Raw genomic sequence first — 17,173 nt, 5'->3', positions numbered from 1 at the left:
AGGTGTTAAGCCCACGAGCACTAACCGTCCAAAGCCACACTCATACCATTGAGAATACAGTGTCACACTGTAGCGAACACGATTCGACACAGTTGGCAAGAAACTGTACGGTAAGGGAACACAGACGCACACTCGTCACACTCGACCGATCGAGCAGGCGGGTTCAGGCGGAATCTGGATTGCACGCAGACATACGGCACCGAACGCACACATATGCACACACACGCGTATGGCATCAGCACTCACCGACAAAACGGCACCAGAGCTGGCTCAGATCGAGCGAGCGTCTGGGATGGTTCGAGTCCATCAGTCGGCATTGAGGCGGCCAGAGCGACAGGGCCACACCCGTACCCATCCCGAACACGGAAGTTAAGCCTGTCAGCGTGTGGGCAAGTACTGGAGTGAGCGATCCTCTGGGAACACTCACTCGCCGCCTCGCCACTCATACCCACCCCTCCCAGCGCCCACGAGGACAGACGGCACACGCCGTCAGCCCCCGTGGGCGCTCTTCATTTCGAACGCCGCGAGCGACAGCTATCCGTCGACAGCTCCGGCTCGACCGCGCCGCCGCGGTTGAATCCGATTGAACCGCCGCGTTGCTCGGCCATAATCCGCGTAAATCGGGCTAAATCGGGCGGAAGACAGCCTGAGCGAGTTCCTTTTTTATGGGGGTGGGGTCGCAAGGCGCTGACGTGATGAACGCCAGTAGATTGCTCACGATCGCAGTCGTGGTGACGCTCATCGGGATGGCAGCCGTCCCGATGGCCGCGAGTGCCGAGACGGACCTCGCGGTCGACGTCGACCAGCGCTCCGAAACGGGTGAGGCGGTTGTAACGGTGACAGCCAACGACAGCGCACTCGAGAACGCGACCGTTGACGTGACGTCCGACTCGCCGTACGCGGGGAACGGAACGTACGAGACCGACGCGAACGGGACGGTCGTCCTGCCGAATCCGACCGAGGCAGTTTCGGTACAGGTGAACGCAACGGCGAACGAGACGACCGCGAGTCAGCGGGTCGAACTCGTTCCCCACGCCGACTCTCTTGACGTCTCAGCTGACCAGACCTCAGACGGGACCGCGACGGTAAGGGTCACGCAGTACGACGATCCGGTCGAGAACGCGACGGTGAACGTCTCCTCGGCGTCGGCGTACGCGGGGAACGGCACGTACGAGACCGACGTGGACGGAGAGCTCACGCTGCCCGTTCCCAACGAGACGGTGTCCATTGACCTGAGCGCGGCCGCGAACGGGGCGGACGCGAGCGCGTCGATCGAACTCCTCGCCCCCGAGGACGCACTCGACGTCGACGCGACGCAGGCGGACGACGGGACGACGACCGTGACCGTGACGCAGTACGGCGACCCGGTCGAGAACGCGAGCGTCCAGATCGAGGCCGAGAGCGACCTCGCGGGGAACTACACGACGGACGGGGCGGGTACGGTGACGCTCGATCAACCGGAAGTAGATCAGACCGTGACCGTGACGGCCACGCTCGACACCGGTAGCGCGGAGACCACGGTCGATCTCGTCGGCTACGCACAGTTGGAAGTCACGGCCGAACAGCGTGACGACGGGGTCTTCGTGACAGTCACGCACGGCTCCGATGCGGTCGAGAACGCGAGCGTCGAGGTCGAGGCCGACGGCGACTACTCGGGCGTGGGCACCTACGCGACCGACGGCGACGGAGAGGTCGCCCTCCCGCTCCCGCAGGAGAACGTCACGATAACCGTGACCGCCGCCGCGGAGAACGAGACCGCCACGACGACGACCGATCTGACAGTCGCGTTCGTCGAGGAGCGGGGCCCCTTCGGCCTCGCGGTCTCACAGTTCGTCGACGCGCTCCGGACGGCCGGATTCGACGGGCCGCCGGGACAGGTCATCTCCGACTTCGTGACGGGGAACAACCCCGGGAACGCTAACGGCAACGGCGCCGCCGACCGCGGCGGGGACGACGGCAACGAGACGGCGAACGCGACCGCCGAGAACGAGAGCGACGACGCGCCGGGGCGTTCGGACGATGCGCGCGGCCAGGGCGCGAGCGCGGCCGACAGCGATGACGCGCCCGGGCGATCCGACGGCGCACCGGGTCGCTCCGGCGGGGCCTCCGACCGCTCGAACGACACCGCTCGGGGATCGGACGACGCGCCCGGTCGGTCCGGTGACGCGCCGGGTCGATCCGGCGGCGACTCCGAATCGGCGGCCGATGACGGCGAATCACGGAACGGAGACGACGAGGCATCGGCGTCTGACGACGACGCTGACGGGTCGACGCAGTCGGACGACTCCGGGAACGCGCGATCGGCAGACCGGGGATCCGACGGCGGGTCGGGCAACGGGGGCGACGCTCCGGGTAACTCCGGCGACGCCCCGGGTCGGAACTGACTGATCGGTCCGTCCTCTTTTCGGCGCCCGTCGAACCGGGCAGACACCGGCCCGCAGGCGGTCCTCCCACTTCGGTCCTCCTATCTCCGCCCTCTTACTTCGGTCCTCCATCGCTGGTGTCGCGACGCCCGCTCTGAGGTGTCCCCGAAGGAGTCCGCCGCTCGTCCCCGTCGACCGCGAGGATCTCCCGAGAGACGTCCGCGAGCGCCGCGATTCGGTCGCGGTCGACGTCGAACCGGCGAGAGGCGGCGCGCGCACCCGACTCGACGAGCGCGCTGTCGGGCTGTGTTCCGTCCGGAATCCACACGGAGGCGTCGATCCCTCGGTCGCCGGTCTCGTCCCCGAGCGCGGTATCGAGCGCACTGACCGCGGCCGTGCTCACGAGCACCGCTGCGAGCGGGCTGCTCCCGGGAGGGTCCTCGGCTCCGATTGCAGCGGTCGCGGTCGCCTCGCTCCGGACGCGGACGAGCGCCCCGGCGAGCGCGAAATGCCGCCGGGCGTCGCTCTCTTCGAGCAGTGCGCGTTCGAGCGCGGCGTCTACGACTTCCTCGAGCGCGTCTCGCGGGTGTCGATTCATACTGACCGTGAGTTTCTCACCGGTGCTCACCGCCACCGGGCGTGGGGAGCACCGATACACCGGTACGGGAGTCAGTCACGCCTCTGCGAACTCCTCGCTGAAGACGGCGCCGACGACGGTTCCGTCCGGTCGGAGGGTGATACGACCGAGCGTCACCGTTTCACCGAGCGACGCGTTCCGATCGATGTGCTGGAGCGTCGCCGCTCGGTCGAGGCGGTCCCAGACAGCCGCCTCGACGGATCGCTGGAACGCCTCGGGGTCCGTCCAGCCCGGGTCGATGTCCGACGGAACGTGGACGACGAACTGGAATTCGGCCTCCGTGACGTGGATCCCGACGCCGAACGTGTCGCCGTCGTCGGCTTCGGTCGTCGGGTCGTCGACTCCGGCCGCGACGTTGTCAGCGTCCGTTGTCGGGGCGTTGGCTTCGGTTCTCCCGTCATCAGTTCCGGTTCTCCCGTCATCGGCTCCGGGTCCACCGTCGCTGTCGCCGGCAGCGTTACCGCCCGTACCGCTCTCGGACGCGCCGTTTGCGTCCCCCCGCTCGTCCTCGCGCTGAGTCATATCTCAACGACGGACCGCCCCGACAAAACCCCGGCGGTCGTCGAAGGTGCCCAAGTCGTCGGGGAAACTCCGGCCGCTCGGAGCGGCGCTCCGAGGTCGGACGAGCGCGCCGCCGCGCGCTCGTCGCGTGTCATCACGCCACGATGCCCGTCCGGATAGGACGGTTTTTGCCCGCCGAACCACTCCGCGAAGTCAATGAGCTACAAGATCGGACTCGTCGGCAAGCCGTCCGTCGGCAAGTCCTCGTTTTTCAACGCGGCGACGATGAACGACGTCCCCGAGGGGGCGTATCCCTTCACGACGATCGATCCCTCGGTCGGCGAGGCGTACGTCCGCGTCGAGTGCGCCGCCCCGGAGTTCGACGAGACCTGCACCCCGTCGGTCGGCTACTGTGACGCCGGCACCCGGTTCGTACCGGTCAAACTCGTCGACGTTGCGGGGCTCATCCCCGGCGCACACGAGGGGAAGGGGCTCGGCAATCAGTTCCTCACCGACCTCAACGAGGCGGACGTGTTGGTCCACGTCGTCGACTTCTCGGGCGAGACCGACATCGAGGGCGAGCCGACGGAGGGCCACGACCCCAGAGCGGACATCGACTTCCTCGAGAACGAACTCGATATGTGGTATCTCGACATCTTGGAGAAGGGTCTCGAACGCTACCGCTCTGGCTACCACGGCGAGGAGAAGCAGATCGAAGAGGACCTCGCAGAGCAGATGTCGGCGTTCAAAACCAACAAAGACGAGATCAAACAGATCCTGCTCGCGACGGACGCCGGTCTCAACCCGGAGGAGTGGGACGACGAGACGAAAGCGCGTGTCGCCCGCGAGATCAGAAAGCGGACGAAGCCCATCGTGATCGCGGCGAACAAGATGGACAAGCCCGAAGCGCAGTCGCACTTCGAGGCGGTGACGTCGGACCCCGACTACGACCACCTCGCGTTCGTTCCCACGAGCGCGCACGCGGAGAAGGCGCTCAAGCAGGCCGACGAGGCGGACGTCGTCGACTACCGTCCCGGCGCCGACTCCTTCGAGATCGTCGGCGACCCGTCGGCTGAGCAGGCCGCCGGCCTCGAGCAGATCCGCGAGTACGTCGCGGCGTTCGGCGGGACCGGCGTCCAAGACGTCCTCGAATCGGCGCTGTTCGACGTGATGGGCGCGATCGCCGTCTTTCCGGGGAGCGCGAACGGCCGGGCGGACTCACAGGGCGTCTTCCGCGACTGCTTCGTCCTCCCGGAGGGATCGACCACCGAGGACTTCGCGTACCACCTCCACTCGGATATCGGCGACGGGCTCTTACACGGGATCGACTGTCGTTCGAGCCGACAGGTCGGGGCGGATCACGAGCTCGCCCACCGCGATGTCGTCGAGATCGTCACGACGAACTGATCGACGCGGAGGGCCCTCGTAGCGTTTGCAACTGTTCACTCGTCCGATCGCACGCGGTCGGGCGATCGAGTCGGTAACGCCTTGTGACCGCTCCGATAGTGACCCCCTATCTTCTTACACCGAGCGGACGAACGGGGGGTGTGACCTACGACGACGAATCGATCGGTGTCCTTCTCGACGAAATCGCCTCCGAGCGGGTCACGCCGGCCGGGGGGACCGCGGTCGCGATCGCGGGGGCGATGGGTGCTGCGCTCTGTGAGATGGTCTGCATCCATACCCTCACCGCAGACGACGCGCGAGCGGGGGGTCCCGAGGACGGGTCGAACGGTCGCGATACCGATGTCGGTCTCGACCCCACTGACGCGACTCGGCTCCGTGAGCTCCGGGCGGACCTCGGACGCCAGCGCGACGCGCTCCTCGCGCTCGCCCGGCGGGACGCCGACTTGGTCGACGAGCTGTTCGGTCGGGACGCGGCGCCCTCAGAGCGTCTCTGGAAGCGGGCGGCCGGCATCCCGCTCGCCATCGCCGAGACGTCGCTGGCGGTGTTAGAGGCCGCCGGGATCGCGATCGAGCGCGGTCGGCGCGGCGTCACGGCCGACGCCAAAACGGGGGCGTACCTCGCCGACGCGGCGGTTCAGGCGTCGATCGCGACGGTGAAAACGAACCTCGAAACGATCTCGGACGCGTCACTGAACGCGAGCTTCCGCGAGCGCGTCGAATCGCTCGAACGGTCCGCAGCGACGCTTCGAGATGCCCTACTGACCGAGCGCGACGTGAACCCCTGATCGACTCCGAGTATGTTTTCGAACGATGACAGCCGCTTGGACGACTCGATCCGTGTTCTCTACGTGGAGGACGAACGCGGGGTCAGCGACCTCGCGTCAGAATCTCTGAGCCGTGAGAACACCCGTCTCGACATCGTCACCGAGCCCTCGGCGAGCGATGGACTCCGCCGGCTCCGGAACGAATCGATCGACTGCATCGTCTCCGATCACGACCTCGCGGCGATGAGCGGCGTCGACTTCCTCGAAGCGGTCCGCGAGGAGTATCCCGACCTCCCGTTCATCCTCTTCACCGGGACCGGCTCGGAGGCAGTCGCGAGCGAGGCCGTCTCCGCGGGCGTCACAGACTACCTGCAGAAGGGCGACGGTATCGAACAGTACGCCGTCCTCGCGAACCGGATCGAGAACGTCGTCGAACAGTTCCGCGCACAGCGGGCCGCGGCCCGTCGCGAACGCCGACTCGAGACGCTCGTCAGCAACCTCCCGGGGATCGTGTACCGCTGCCGGAACGCGCCCGGCTGGCCGATGGAGCACGTCGGCGGGGAGTGCGAGCGACTGGTCGGGTACGACTGTGCGGAGCTAGTGGGGTCCGAGGGAGTGCGGTGGGGCGAGGAGGTGATCCACCCCGAGGACCGCGAGCGCACCTGGAACGTGGTCCAGGAGGCGATCGAGCGGGGCGAGCATTTCGAGTGTACGTACCGCGTGGTGACCGCCGAGGGCGAGATCAGGTGGATGTGGGAGCGCGGCCGACTCGTCGACGAGCGGCCCGCAGACCGGGCCGAAGACGGACACACCGGCGCCCCCGACGCGCTCGAGGGGTTCATCACCGACATCACCGACTCGAAAGAGCGCGAACGCGACCTGCGCCGGAGCCAGCGGCGGTTCGACGCGATCTTTGAGGACCCCAACCTCTTGGTCGCGCTCCTCGATCTGGACGGGACGGTACGTGAAATCAACCGAACGGCGCTCGAATACGTCGAGGCGGACCGAGACGACGTGGTCGGCGAGGCGTTCACACGGACTCCGTGGTGGACCGACGACCAGCACGACGACGTCGAACGGTGGATCGAGCGGGCCGCCTCGGGCGACTACGTCGAGTTCGAGGCGACGCATCCCGTCGCTGGGGGGGAGACGATCACCGTCGAGGGGTTCTTCCGCCCGGTCATCGACGGTGACGGGGCCGTGACCTCGATCGTCGCTTCCGCGCGGAACGTCACCGCGCGGCGGGAGCACGAACGCGAACTGAAGCGGCAGCGGGACCGACTGGACGAGTTCGCGAGCTTCATCTCCCACGACCTCCAGGGCCCCATCTCGGTGGCGCGTGGTCGGCTGGAGCTGGCGCTCGAAACCGGCGACCTCTCGCACGTGGAGACGGCCGTCGATGCGGTCGAGCGCGTCGACGAACTCCGGACCGATCTCGCCGACACGCTCCGAAGCGGGGAGATCGTCGCGACGACGACGCCGATCGATCTCGAGGACGCGTTCGACGCCGTCTGGACGGCGATCGATCCCCCGGAAGCGATGTCGGCCTCGGTCGTCGAACCGGCGGCGATCGAGGCCGACCCCGACGCGCTCCGGCGCCTCCTCGAGAACCTCGTCCGGAACTCCATCGAGCACGGCGGCGACGGCGTCGCGGTCCGGATCGGCGGCCTCGACGACGGCTTTTACTACGAGGACGACGGCCCCGGTATCGCCCCCGAACACAGAGACCGGGCGTTCACGCCGGGGTTCTCGACGAAGGGCAACGACGACGGCACCGGAATGGGGCTGGCGAGCGTTCGGCAGATCGTCCACGCGCACGGTTGGGAGATCCGAATCGAGGACGGCGAGACGCTCGACGGTGCTCGATTCGAGATCCGAACCGAGTGAGGATAACGCGGAGAATCGCGGGGCGTTCGGCTACGGTTCGACCGGCGTTTTGACGACCGTCACCGGCATCTCCGCGAGGCGGAGGACGCGGTCGGTGACGCTCCCGAGGAGGCTCCGGTACTCGTCGGTGCGACGCCGCGTTCCCATCACCACGACGTCGACGCCGGACTCACGAGCGAACTCGACGATCGTCTCCGGCGGCTGCCCGTGTCGGACGTGCGTTTCGGCGTCGACGCCGCGGTCTCGGGCTCGCTCGGCCACCTCGGAGACGGCCTCCTCCCCCATCTCTTCGAGTCCGTGCTCCGGCCCCTCGCTCTCGTCGACGTACTCGTCGCCGCTGTAGGCGTCGTACACGTCGCTGTCGACGACGAACAGCACGTGCAGCGTCGCGTCGTGCTGTGCCGCCAGTTCGATCGCGTGCTCGACCGCGCGATCGGAGGCGACTTCGCCCCCGGTCGCGAGAAGTATTTCACGGTACATATCTGACAGTACCCCACGTACCTAGAAAAAGTACGGTGGTCGACGGCGGCGAGTGAGAATCGTGTCTCTCGAACGCACAAATAAACCGATATTAATTTATCAATAGGATGTGCGGGAATATAATAGACTAAGCCTCGCAATAACGCGCGTATATTTCTTACAACAATAATATATCAGTGAACTATATATCTGTTTATGATCCGTGCGCGCCCGGTAGCCGCAGCAATCTATAAATGGTTCCGTTTCGACAGTTCCGTCGAGTCGGTTCGATGGCCCCGCCTCCGGCGGCGGACCAGCGGGAACCACAGACACAATGAAGGTACTTCTATTCGGCGCAAGCGGACGGGTCGGACAGCGCATCACAGACGAACTGCTCGCTCGGGGCCACGAGGTGACGGGCGTCTCCCGAAGCGGCGACATCGAGGGGAGTTCGGACCCCGATTTCGAGGTCGTCGCCGGCGACGCGACGGACGCGGACCGGGTCGCGGCCCTCGTCGAAGGCCACGACGCGGTGGCGTCGGCGCTCGGGCCGCCCGACGGTGCCGACCCGTCAGTCCTCTCGACGATGGCCGAGGCGGTGCTCGAGGGAATGAAGCGCACCGACGCGGACCGACTGGTCTGGACGGGCGGCGCGGGCGGACTGCGGGTCGGCGCGGAGACCCGGCTGATCGAAACCGACGCGTTCCCAGAGGAGGTCGTCCCCATCGCGCGGGCGCACATCGACGCGCTCGAGATCATTCGCGGGGCGGAGGCCGTCGAGTGGTCGTACGTCGCCCCGGCGGCGGTCATCGAACCCGGAGAGCGGACCGGTACGTATCGGTCGGCCGCGGGCGAACTCGTCACGGACGACGACGGCGACAGTTACATTTCGATGGAGGACTTCGCCGTCGCGTTCGTCGACGAACTGGAGCGCGGCGACGCGGTTCGGACGCAGTTGGGCGTGGGGCACTGAGACTGATCGTTCTCGTCTCGTCCCGGTGAGCGCCGCCAACGGGGTCGTCGTTCACCGGTATAACGCGTGAGAACGAGAAATATGAGAGGGGCCCTCGTCCCCGTGACGAGCGCCCTCGTCGATTACTCGCTGTCGTAGTCGTCGAATATCACGTCGGCGTCCTCGGCGACGACGTGGGGGTGATAGATGGGCGTGTCCGCGTCCACGACGCGCCCGTCGGGGAACCGATACTGGTTCGGGCCGCCTCTGTACGCACCCAGCCGGTACTCCTGTTTCAACTGGTCGGCCTCCTCCTGCCGTTCGAGAGTCCACTCGAAGTCGATGGAGTCTTCGACCCGCTCCCGAAGCGATTCGAGCGCTTCCGCGTCCCGTCCCCGCGCGTCTTCTGCCAGGTTCTCCGTCTCCAACGGGTCCGCCTCGACGTTAAACAGCAACTCGGGCGCGTCTCTGAACTGCACGTACTTGTACTCGCTGTCGCGGACCATCCGGTAGTCCGTTTCGGGAGCGCCGTGGGTGTCGAAACAGTCGGTCACGACGGGTCCGCGCTCGGGAGGCTCCCCCGTTTCGACGCTCGCTGAGAGATCCACTCCGTCGAGGTCTGTGGGAGGTTCGACGTCGACGAGGCCGCAAAGCGTCGGGTACAGATCGAGGAGGCTGACCGGCGTCTCGACGGTCGTCGGTTCGAGATCTCCGTTTCGGTGCGCCGGCGTCTGGATGAACAGCGGTACTCTGGTGGACGCCTCGTGGTAGGTGTATTTGTCCCACAGACCGTGTTCCCCGGCCAACTCGCCGTGATCGCTCGTGTAGACGACGATCGTGTCGGATAAGAACCCGTCCCGTTCGAGCGCGGCGATGAAGTCCCCGAGGAGTTCGTCCAGGTATTCGACGCAGGCGAGATACGCCGCCCGGGCCCGCATCGTTTCTTCGTGCGTTTCACCCCCTGTCAGCTCCTGCTGGGCTTCGATGAGCGGATGATCGTCCGTGTCCGCGTCCCTCGCGATCGGCGGCTCGGCGACGTTGTCCGGCCAGTACTTGTCGAAGAAGCGTTCCGGCGCCGTTCGAGGCCAGTGCGGGCGACTGAACGAGGCACAGAGGGCCCACGGCTGATCGGGATCGGCGTACCGCTGTTCGCGGAGGAACGACACCGATTCGGCGATGACGTTCCGCTCCTGCAGCAGGCTCTCGGGGAGCGTCGTGGTCCCGACGTCCGTTACGAGCGCCTCCCAGTCCAAGTCCTGCTCGCCCAACGGCCTCGTCGGCGGCTCCATCTGGTGACCGGTGGCACCCGTCAGATCGCCGTACGGCCGGTGGTCGAACCCCGCGAACTGGCGGTTTCCACCCAAGTGCATCTTCCCGACGAGGCACGTCTCATACCCCGCCTCCGACAGCGTTTCAGGGAACGTCTCGAGGTCGGGGCGGAGTACGCTGGAGTTACCCCACGCATCGGCGTCGGGTGCCTCCGTTCCGGTGAGTAGAGACAACCGGGAGGGCGTACAGAGCGGCGACGCGCAGTACGTGTTGTCGAAAGCGGCGGAACGGTCCTCGAGCGCGTCGAGCGTCGGCGTGTCGACGTCCTCACCGCCGCGCTGTTCCGGGCGGTTCCCGAGGTACCGAAAGCTGTGTTGGTCGCTGATGATGAAGAGAATATTCCGTGTTGAATCGCTCATCGTTTGGAGGTGTCAGTATACCGTATTAAATATTATTTCCGCCCGCGTCACGCGGCGTCCACGACGCACCGGAACCCGAGATTCCCGGTCGAGCTGTCCGGCGTGTTCTTTGATCGCGCCGCGACCCGGTATCGGTTGCACCACGACCGGTGACAGAGATACGAGCCACCGCGCATCACGCGCTCGCTGCCGTTCGGCGGTCCCCGCGGGTTCTCCGCGCGATAGCCCTCGGTCGTGTGATAGTCAGCGCTGAACCAGTCCAGACACCACTCCCAGACGTTCCCCGCCATATTGTACACGCCGTAGTCGTTGGGCTCGAACGCGTTTACCGGCGCTGTCCGGACGTACCCGTCCGCGCCCGTGTTCGTGTCCGGAAAGTCGCCCTGCCAGATGTTACAGCGGTGCTCGCCGTTCGGCCGGAGGTCGTCGCCCCACGGGAACCGCTTCTGCGTGAGTCCGCCGCGGGCGGCGTACTCCCACTCCGCCTCGGTCGGTAACCGCTTTCCCGCCCAGTCGGCGTACGCGGCCGCGTCCCGCCACGAGACGTGCGTGACCGGGTGGGTCAACCGGGATTCGAGAACGCTCGAACCGGGTCCTTCCGGCCGCAGCCAGTTCGCCCCCCGGACCGCGACCCACCACGGCGCGGCCGCGACGTTCTGGAGTATCGCGTCGCTGTCCTCCTCGGCGACGAAGTCCTCGAACACGAACGACCAGCCGAACCGTTCGGCATCGGTCGAATACCCCGTGTCTTTCACGAACTGGAGGAACTCGGCGTTCGTGACCGCGTATCTGTCGATGAAAAACGGATCGACGGACACCGTTCGAGCCGGTCCCTCCCCGTCCTCCGCGAATCCGACGTCGTCGTCGGTACCCATGACGAAGGACTCGCCCCCCAATCGGACCATTCTGTCTGTCCGCTTCTCCTCGGTCGTCCCGGCGGACGTGCTACGGGGGTCGTCAGGGACCGACTCCCGGCCGCGTGACCGCTCGTCGACCGATTTCCGGGAGCCGCCACAGCAGTTCGGCGATCCAGCAGTCATATCTGGACTGACCGTGGAACGGCAAAATATTTTGCGCCGACCGGTCGTGAAACGTTGTCGGCCTTTTCCCCGTTGTGAACGCTCGAAGAAACGACGTCGGACTCGCGCTATCTACTCAGCGAGGGTCGCTCAGCGGTCGACCGGAAGATCGACAGCCCCGCGCAGAGCCGGCGATGCCGATCAACCCGGCCGTACTTATTCCCTCCAGTGCGCGGTGTCAGTCGATCGCAGTGCCAATCTCGATCACTTATCTATTTCCAGTCATAATATAACGTCTATTATATGACTGAGACAATACCTCTCTGTTCTGTCTCCGCTCGCGCGACGCTGACCGCGCTGACCGGTACAAATAAACGGGCGCTCTCACGATATACGGCCAATGCGAACAGCCAGCATAGATAGCTTCGCGTCTTCGCTCTCGGACGCCGACGTGGAGTACACGCTGACGACCACCGAGGAGTTCGAGGCGGCGCTGTCGGAAGCCGTCGATTTCCCGGCCGTTGGAGCACCGCTCGATCTCGAATCCGTCTCGCTGGCGGACACCGAGGTACAGATGCCGGCGACGCCGCGTCTCCTGCTGGAGGCGGAGACCGGAGTCACGCGCGTTCACGGTGGCGTGATTCGGTACGGGAGCTTCCTGATACAGTCTGACTCGGCTGGGACCGAACCGGTGAGCCTCTACCCGCGAAAGCACGTCGGCGTCGTCCGCGCCAGCGACCTCCACGAGGACTTCGCGTCGGCCGCGTCGTGGCTTGGCGAGGAGTTCCGCGCGGGCCGGGACTCGGCCATCGTGGCGACGGGGCCGAGCGCGACCGCCGATATGGGAAAGATCGTCGACGGCGTCCACGGACCGCAGGCGGTCCACGCCCTCGTCCTCACCGACCAATGACGAGGAGCAGTGCACGCCGACAGGCGAAGGCCCGACACATCAGACAGGTGATCGACGCCGAGGGCCAGACGGTCTTCGAGAACACGACGCACGTCAATAAGGGCCGGTACGAGTCGAACGCCAACCGGACAGACATCGAGGAGTTGCGCGCGGCGGCGCGAGCGATCAAGGAGGACGCGATCGAGCGCCTCCCCGAACTCATCGAGACCGTCCGAGAGAGCGTCGAGGCGAACGGCGGAACGGTGTACGTCGCGAGCGACGCGGCGGACGCGAACCGGTACATCACCGAGGTCGCGGGCGACGCCGAGGTCCTCGCGAAGTCGAAGTCGATGACGACCGAGGAGATCGAGGTCAACGACGCGCTCGAAGCCGCCGGGGTCGACGTCTGTGAGACCGACCTCGGCGAGTTCGTGGTCCAGATCGCCGACGAGGCGCCGTCGCATCTCGTGGGGCCGGCGTTTCACAAGTCCACCGAGGAGATCGCGGCGCTGTTTAACGGCCACTTCGACGTCGACGAGCCCCTCGAGACAGCCGAGGACCTCACGCAGTTCGCCCGGGATCACGTCGGCGAGCGGATCCGCGAGGCCGACGTCGGGATGACCGGAGCGAACTTCGTCTGCGCGGAATCGGGGACGATCGCGCTGGTGACGAACGAGGGAAACGCCCGGAAGTGCGCTGTCACCCCGGACACCCACATCGCGGTCGCGGGCGTCGAAAAGCTCATCCCGACCGTCGAGGACCTGCCGGCGTTCGCCGAACTCATCGCGCGGGCGGCCGGCGGGCAGGACTTCGCGACGTACCTCTCGCTCCTGTCGCCGCCGGTCGACTCGCCAGTCGTCGACTTCGACAGGCCGGACGAGCCGCTCTCGGAGTCCGAGCGGGAGTTCCACCTCGTGCTCTTGGACAACGGCCGAACGGAGATGCGCGAGGACGACGACCTCAGAGAGACGCTCTACTGCATCCGCTGTGGGGCGTGCGCCAACTCGTGTGCGAACTTCCAGCACGTCGGCGGGCACGCCTTCGGCGGCGAGACCTACACCGGCGGGATCGCGACCGGCTGGGAGGCCGGCGTCCACGGGCTGGACTCCGCGGCCGAGTTCAACGACCTCTGTACCGGCTGCTCGCGCTGCGTCGACGCCTGTCCGGTGAAGATCGACATCCCGTGGATCAACACCGTCGTCCGCGACCGAATCAACCGCGGGGCCGATCCGGGGACGTTCGATTCGCTCGTGGAGGGACTCACTCCCGACGCGGACCCCGGCGGCGTCGACATCCAGAAACGGCTGTTCGGGAACTTCGGGACCCTCGCACGGCTCGGTAGCGCCACCGCGCCGGTCTCGAACTGGATCGCCGACACCGGGGTCGCCCGCGCGGTGCTGGACCGCGCCGTCGGCATCGACCGCCGGCGGGAGCTCCCGTCGTTCGAGCGAGAGACGCTCGTCGACTGGTTCGAGAGCCGAGACGAGCGCGGCGGCGCGTCAGAGGCCGATCGGTCGGTCGTCCTCTACCCCGACGCGTATACGAACTACGTCCTCGTCGACCGGGGGAAAGCCGCGGTGCGGACGCTGGAGGCGCTCGGCGTCGACGTGGAGGTGGCGCCGTGTCACGAGAGCGGGCGGGCGCCGCTCTCACAGGGGATGATCGAGACCGCCCGCGCGAACGCTCGCGACGTCGCAGACAGCCTCGATCCGTACCTCGACGACGGCGCCGACGTCGTCGTGATCGAACCCTCCGACGTCGCGGCGTTCCGAAACGAGTACGAGCGCCTGCTCCCGGCCGACCGCGCCGAGCGGCTCGCAGAGCGCAGTTACGAGATCATGGAGTACGTCTACGGCCTCCTCGAACACGGCGCCGACGCCGACGCGCTGACCGCCGGCGGCTCCGTCGCGTACCACAGCCACTGCCAGCAGCGGACGCTCGGCCTCGAGGGACACACCGAGGCGGTCCTCGAACGACTGGACTACGACGTCGTGACCTCCGACGTGGAGTGCTGCGGGATGGCGGGCTCGTTCGGGTACAAATCGGAGTACTACGAACTCAGCGTCGACGTCGGGGAGACGCTCCAAGAGCAGTTCTCGGGCGCCGTCGAGGCCGACAGACGGGTGGTCGCCAGCGGCGCGTCCTGCACCGAACAGCTCGAATCGCTGTTCCCCACCTCGACGACGCACCCGATCGAACTGATCGCACCGAGAAGCTAGAACCGCCGGCCGAGCGGCAGTTCCCTCCCGGATGACGGCATTTTTAATACGTAATCATCTATTAGTCGGGTATGAGCCTCGTAGAGGAAATCGAAGGCGCTAGGCTACTCGCTGACCGCTGTGTGAACGTTCGCCCCGGCGAACACGTGCTGATCGTCGGCGACTGGCGATCCGGTGAGGTGCCCGAACGACTCGCGGCGGCGATCGACACCCTCGGCGCCGAGGCGTCGGTGTCGCTCATGGCCCCGCGGAAGTACGACGGGAACGAACCGCCGGCGACCGTCGCGGCGTCGATGCAGGAGGCCGACGCGATCATCCTCGTTCCGTCGCGGGCGATCGCGCACTCGGCGGCCGCGAACCGCGCGTTGGAGTCGGGCGCCAGGATCGTCGCGATCGGCAAGCTCTCGTTGGAGACGCTGCGGGCGGACGGGCTCCGCGTCGACTTCGAGGCCCTGTCGCCGAAGGTGAAGGCGGTCGCAGACCGGTTCACCGAGGCGACGACGGCGCGGCTCACCGCGGAGAACGGCACCGATATGACGTTCTCGCTCGAGGGGCGCGAGGGCAACGGCCTGGACTGCACCGTCAGCGAGCCCGGCGACTTCACCGTCGCCTACTGCGCGGAGGCGAACGTCACGCCGGTTCCCGAGGGCACGAACGGGCGCATCGTCTTCGACGGCTCGATTCCGAACCTCGGGGTCGGCCTCCTGCAGGACGACATCGTGGTCGAAATCGAGAACGGGAGCGTGACGTCGATCGAGGGCGGACAGGAGGCCCGAAAAGTCAGACAGATCTGGTCGGAGTACGACACGCCCGCGGTCCGCGAAGCGGCCGAACTCGCGGTCGGCTTGAACCCGAACTGCACGGAACTCAACGGCGGATTCATCAACGATCACGGCGTCTACGGCTCCGTCCACGTCGGGTTCGGCACGAGCAGTAACCTCGGCGGCGAGACCCGGACCCCGCTGCACTTCGATATCACACTCCAGTCGGCCACGCTGGAACTCGACGGCGAGACGGTCCTCGAAGACCGCGAGTTCACGCTCCCGGCGTTCTTGAACGGTTGAGGCGGCGGACACGCCTCACAGCCCTAGGAACGATACGCCTCACAGTCCCGCGAACGGACGCCTCACGGGCTCGATCCGCGGTGACCGCCACCTGCGTCGAAACCGAGCCACCAGTTCGCCGCGAAGCTGACAACGACGGCGAGGCTGACCACGACGAGCGATCCGAGGGAGACGATCCACCCGAACGCGTCGGCGAGAAAGCCCATCGACACCGGGCCCGCGGCCCCGAGGATCATGTATACCGACCGGACGAGGCCGAACCCCGTCCCTTTCTCGGCCTCCTCGAGCGACTGGATGATTCGCGGCTGGACGACGATCGCCGCGCAGGCGCCCAGCCCGACAAGCGATACCCCGGCGAGCACTGCGAGCTCCGAGGGCTTCGAGAGGAGCACGAGGACACCGGACGCGAGCGACAGCAGACAGACCACGAGCGTGCTGTCCGTGCCGTAGCGGTCCGATAGCGACCCCATCGCGATGCCCCCGGCCCCGAGGACCAGAAAGAACGCAGAGAACAGCAGACCCGACCGGGTCGTCGAATAGCCGTAGAACTCGGCGAAGAAGGTGGGGAGAAACGACAGCAACCCCTGTGTGACGAACTCGGCCATCACGCCGATCCAGACGGTGAAGGCGATCGCGGGGCGGGCGAGCAGCGACCACAGCGCGCCGACCTGCAGCTGCGAGCGGAGCGACGTGTCGGGAGTCGTCGGGGACACCGGTCGAACGCGGAGGTAAACGAGCGCGAAGATCGGGCCCCCGACGACGGCGACCGACAGCAGCGCCACCCGCCAGCCGTAGGTGATGCCGAGCCACGAGACCGCGACCGGCGTGAGAAGCCCCGCCACTGGGGCGCCGAAGCCGTGGATTCCGATGACGGTCCCGGGGTCGTCGAACGAGCGAGTGAGAAGCGTCGTCGCCGCGGGGTAGTGCAGTCCGGCGAACCCGCCGATCAGGAAGCAACTCACGACGAACACGGGGAATATCGGTGCGACCGCCAGCGAGACACCCAGTATCGACATCCCGCCCACAGCGACGAGGATGATCGACCGCTCGCCGTACTTCGAGCCGAGAACGCCGCTCGGGAACTGCGCGAGGGCGTACGCGAGCCACATCCCCGAGAGCGCCAGCCCGATGAGCGACTTCGATATGGCGAACTCCGCGATCACGAGCGTGGCGATCGGACTGATCGCCAGCCGCGCCGCCATCGTCACGAAGAACGCGAGGACACAGAGCGTGAGAACGGTGTGTCGGTACTGCCACCTCATGTGTCGGCCCCGTCGCGGGCGGCGGGGCCGATCAGCCGCGCCGCGGGGGTCGACTGCCTTCG

14 protein-coding genes and 1 rRNA gene are annotated in these 17,173 nt (G+C 66.7%); 9 read left to right on the top strand and 6 right to left on the bottom strand.

Translation table 11 applies throughout. The annotated features are described in order from the left end of the window. Positions 1–317: 317 nt before the first annotated feature. Together rrf and ACT3HL_RS10435 are read left to right on the top strand one after the other, a co-directional pair. Positions 318–439 (top strand): 5S ribosomal RNA (rrf, locus tag ACT3HL_RS10440). 256 nt (positions 440–695) lie between these two features. Then, a complete protein-coding gene (locus tag ACT3HL_RS10435) occupies positions 696–2,384 on the top strand; it encodes a hypothetical protein (protein ID WP_445086767.1) in 1,689 nt (562 codons plus the stop codon). Between the two features lie 94 nt (positions 2,385–2,478). On the opposite strand, the gene ACT3HL_RS10430 is transcribed toward ACT3HL_RS10435, so the two are convergent. Together ACT3HL_RS10430 and ACT3HL_RS10425 are read right to left on the bottom strand one after the other, a co-directional pair. Then, positions 2,479–2,961, bottom strand: coding sequence for a hypothetical protein (locus tag ACT3HL_RS10430; protein ID WP_445086766.1), 483 nt, complete (start codon positions 2,959–2,961; stop codon positions 2,479–2,481). A gap of 75 nt (positions 2,962–3,036) precedes the next feature. Further along, entirely contained in the window at positions 3,037–3,291 is a 255-nt protein-coding gene (locus ACT3HL_RS10425; protein ID WP_445086776.1) for a hypothetical protein, read from the bottom strand. Positions 3,292–3,717: 426 nt separating this feature from the next. Here ACT3HL_RS10425 and ACT3HL_RS10420 point away from each other — a divergent pair, with 426 nt between their 5' ends. The 3 genes from ACT3HL_RS10420 to ACT3HL_RS10410 all read left to right on the top strand — a co-directional run bounded on the left by ACT3HL_RS10420 (position 3,718) and on the right by ACT3HL_RS10410 (position 7,559). After that, entirely contained in the window at positions 3,718–4,908 is a 1,191-nt protein-coding gene (locus ACT3HL_RS10420; RefSeq protein ID WP_445086765.1) for a YchF-related putative GTPase, read from the top strand. Positions 4,909–5,048: 140 nt separating this feature from the next. Then, positions 5,049–5,693, top strand: a complete 645-nt coding sequence (locus ACT3HL_RS10415) for a cyclodeaminase/cyclohydrolase family protein (RefSeq protein WP_445086764.1) — start codon at positions 5,049–5,051, stop codon at positions 5,691–5,693. A gap of 12 nt (positions 5,694–5,705) precedes the next feature. Continuing rightward, positions 5,706–7,559, top strand: a complete 1,854-nt coding sequence (locus ACT3HL_RS10410) for a PAS domain S-box protein (protein ID WP_445086763.1) — start codon at positions 5,706–5,708, stop codon at positions 7,557–7,559. 30 nt (positions 7,560–7,589) lie between these two features. Here the strand turns inward: ACT3HL_RS10410 and ACT3HL_RS10405 are convergent, their stop codons facing one another. Then, positions 7,590–8,039, bottom strand: coding sequence for a universal stress protein (locus ACT3HL_RS10405; RefSeq protein ID WP_445086762.1), 450 nt, complete (start codon positions 8,037–8,039; stop codon positions 7,590–7,592). Positions 8,040–8,352: 313 nt separating this feature from the next. On the opposite strand from ACT3HL_RS10405, the gene ACT3HL_RS10400 reads away from it, so the two are divergent. Continuing rightward, positions 8,353–8,991: an NAD(P)H-binding protein gene (locus ACT3HL_RS10400; RefSeq protein ID WP_445086761.1), complete on the top strand. Its 639-nt coding sequence runs from the start codon at positions 8,353–8,355 to the stop codon at positions 8,989–8,991. Between the two features lie 122 nt (positions 8,992–9,113). On the opposite strand, the gene ACT3HL_RS10395 is transcribed toward ACT3HL_RS10400, so the two are convergent. After that, positions 9,114–10,658, bottom strand: coding sequence for a sulfatase-like hydrolase/transferase (locus tag ACT3HL_RS10395; protein WP_445086760.1), 1,545 nt, complete (start codon positions 10,656–10,658; stop codon positions 9,114–9,116). Positions 10,659–10,705: 47 nt separating this feature from the next. Continuing rightward, a complete protein-coding gene (locus ACT3HL_RS10390) occupies positions 10,706–11,698 on the bottom strand; it encodes an SUMF1/EgtB/PvdO family nonheme iron enzyme (protein ID WP_445086759.1) in 993 nt (330 codons plus the stop codon). A 379-nt stretch (positions 11,699–12,077) separates the two neighbouring features. Here ACT3HL_RS10390 and ACT3HL_RS10385 point away from each other — a divergent pair, with 379 nt between their 5' ends. From ACT3HL_RS10385 to ACT3HL_RS10375, 3 genes are all read left to right on the top strand, one after another. Continuing rightward, positions 12,078–12,587: an LUD domain-containing protein gene (locus ACT3HL_RS10385; protein ID WP_445086758.1), complete on the top strand. Its 510-nt coding sequence runs from the start codon at positions 12,078–12,080 to the stop codon at positions 12,585–12,587. After that, on the top strand, positions 12,584–14,785 hold the full coding sequence (locus ACT3HL_RS10380; RefSeq protein ID WP_445086757.1) for an LUD domain-containing protein: 2,202 nt from the start codon (positions 12,584–12,586) through the stop codon (positions 14,783–14,785). Before ACT3HL_RS10385 ends, ACT3HL_RS10380 begins: the two co-directional genes overlap by 4 nt. A gap of 71 nt (positions 14,786–14,856) precedes the next feature. Then, on the top strand, positions 14,857–15,849 hold the full coding sequence (locus ACT3HL_RS10375) for an aminopeptidase (RefSeq protein WP_445086756.1): 993 nt from the start codon (positions 14,857–14,859) through the stop codon (positions 15,847–15,849). 62 nt (positions 15,850–15,911) lie between these two features. Here the strand turns inward: ACT3HL_RS10375 and ACT3HL_RS10370 are convergent, their stop codons facing one another. Then, the gene (locus ACT3HL_RS10370) at positions 15,912–17,111 is read right to left on the bottom strand and encodes an MFS transporter (protein WP_445086755.1); all 1,200 of its coding nucleotides are present in this window, start codon (positions 17,109–17,111) and stop codon (positions 15,912–15,914) included. Positions 17,112–17,173: the final 62 nt, after the last annotated feature.

It is taken from the genome of Halobellus sp. GM3, from assembly GCF_052545375.1.
Note: the sequence above shows the minus strand (reverse complement) of the source record. Positions and strands in the feature narration are given on the sequence as shown.

Excerpts from the sequence above, each read along its gene's own strand:
- ACT3HL_RS10435 (WP_445086767.1), top strand. The coding sequence starts at position 696 with ATGAACGCCAGTAGATTGCTCACGATCGCAGTCGTGGTGACGCTCATC.
- ACT3HL_RS10430 (WP_445086766.1), bottom strand. The coding sequence starts at position 2,961 with ATGAATCGACACCCGCGAGACGCGCTCGAGGAAGTCGTAGACGCCGCG.
- ACT3HL_RS10420 (WP_445086765.1), top strand. The coding sequence starts at position 3,718 with ATGAGCTACAAGATCGGACTCGTCGGCAAGCCGTCCGTCGGCAAGTCC.
- ACT3HL_RS10410 (WP_445086763.1), top strand. The coding sequence starts at position 5,706 with ATGTTTTCGAACGATGACAGCCGCTTGGACGACTCGATCCGTGTTCTC.
- ACT3HL_RS10405 (WP_445086762.1), bottom strand. The coding sequence starts at position 8,039 with ATGTACCGTGAAATACTTCTCGCGACCGGGGGCGAAGTCGCCTCCGAT.
- ACT3HL_RS10400 (WP_445086761.1), top strand. The coding sequence starts at position 8,353 with ATGAAGGTACTTCTATTCGGCGCAAGCGGACGGGTCGGACAGCGCATC.
- ACT3HL_RS10395 (WP_445086760.1), bottom strand. The coding sequence starts at position 10,658 with ATGAGCGATTCAACACGGAATATTCTCTTCATCATCAGCGACCAACAC.
- ACT3HL_RS10390 (WP_445086759.1), bottom strand. The coding sequence starts at position 11,698 with ATGACTGCTGGATCGCCGAACTGCTGTGGCGGCTCCCGGAAATCGGTC.
- ACT3HL_RS10385 (WP_445086758.1), top strand. The coding sequence starts at position 12,078 with ATGCGAACAGCCAGCATAGATAGCTTCGCGTCTTCGCTCTCGGACGCC.
- ACT3HL_RS10380 (WP_445086757.1), top strand. The coding sequence starts at position 12,584 with ATGACGAGGAGCAGTGCACGCCGACAGGCGAAGGCCCGACACATCAGA.
- ACT3HL_RS10375 (WP_445086756.1), top strand. The coding sequence starts at position 14,857 with ATGAGCCTCGTAGAGGAAATCGAAGGCGCTAGGCTACTCGCTGACCGC.
- ACT3HL_RS10370 (WP_445086755.1), bottom strand. The coding sequence starts at position 17,111 with ATGAGGTGGCAGTACCGACACACCGTTCTCACGCTCTGTGTCCTCGCG.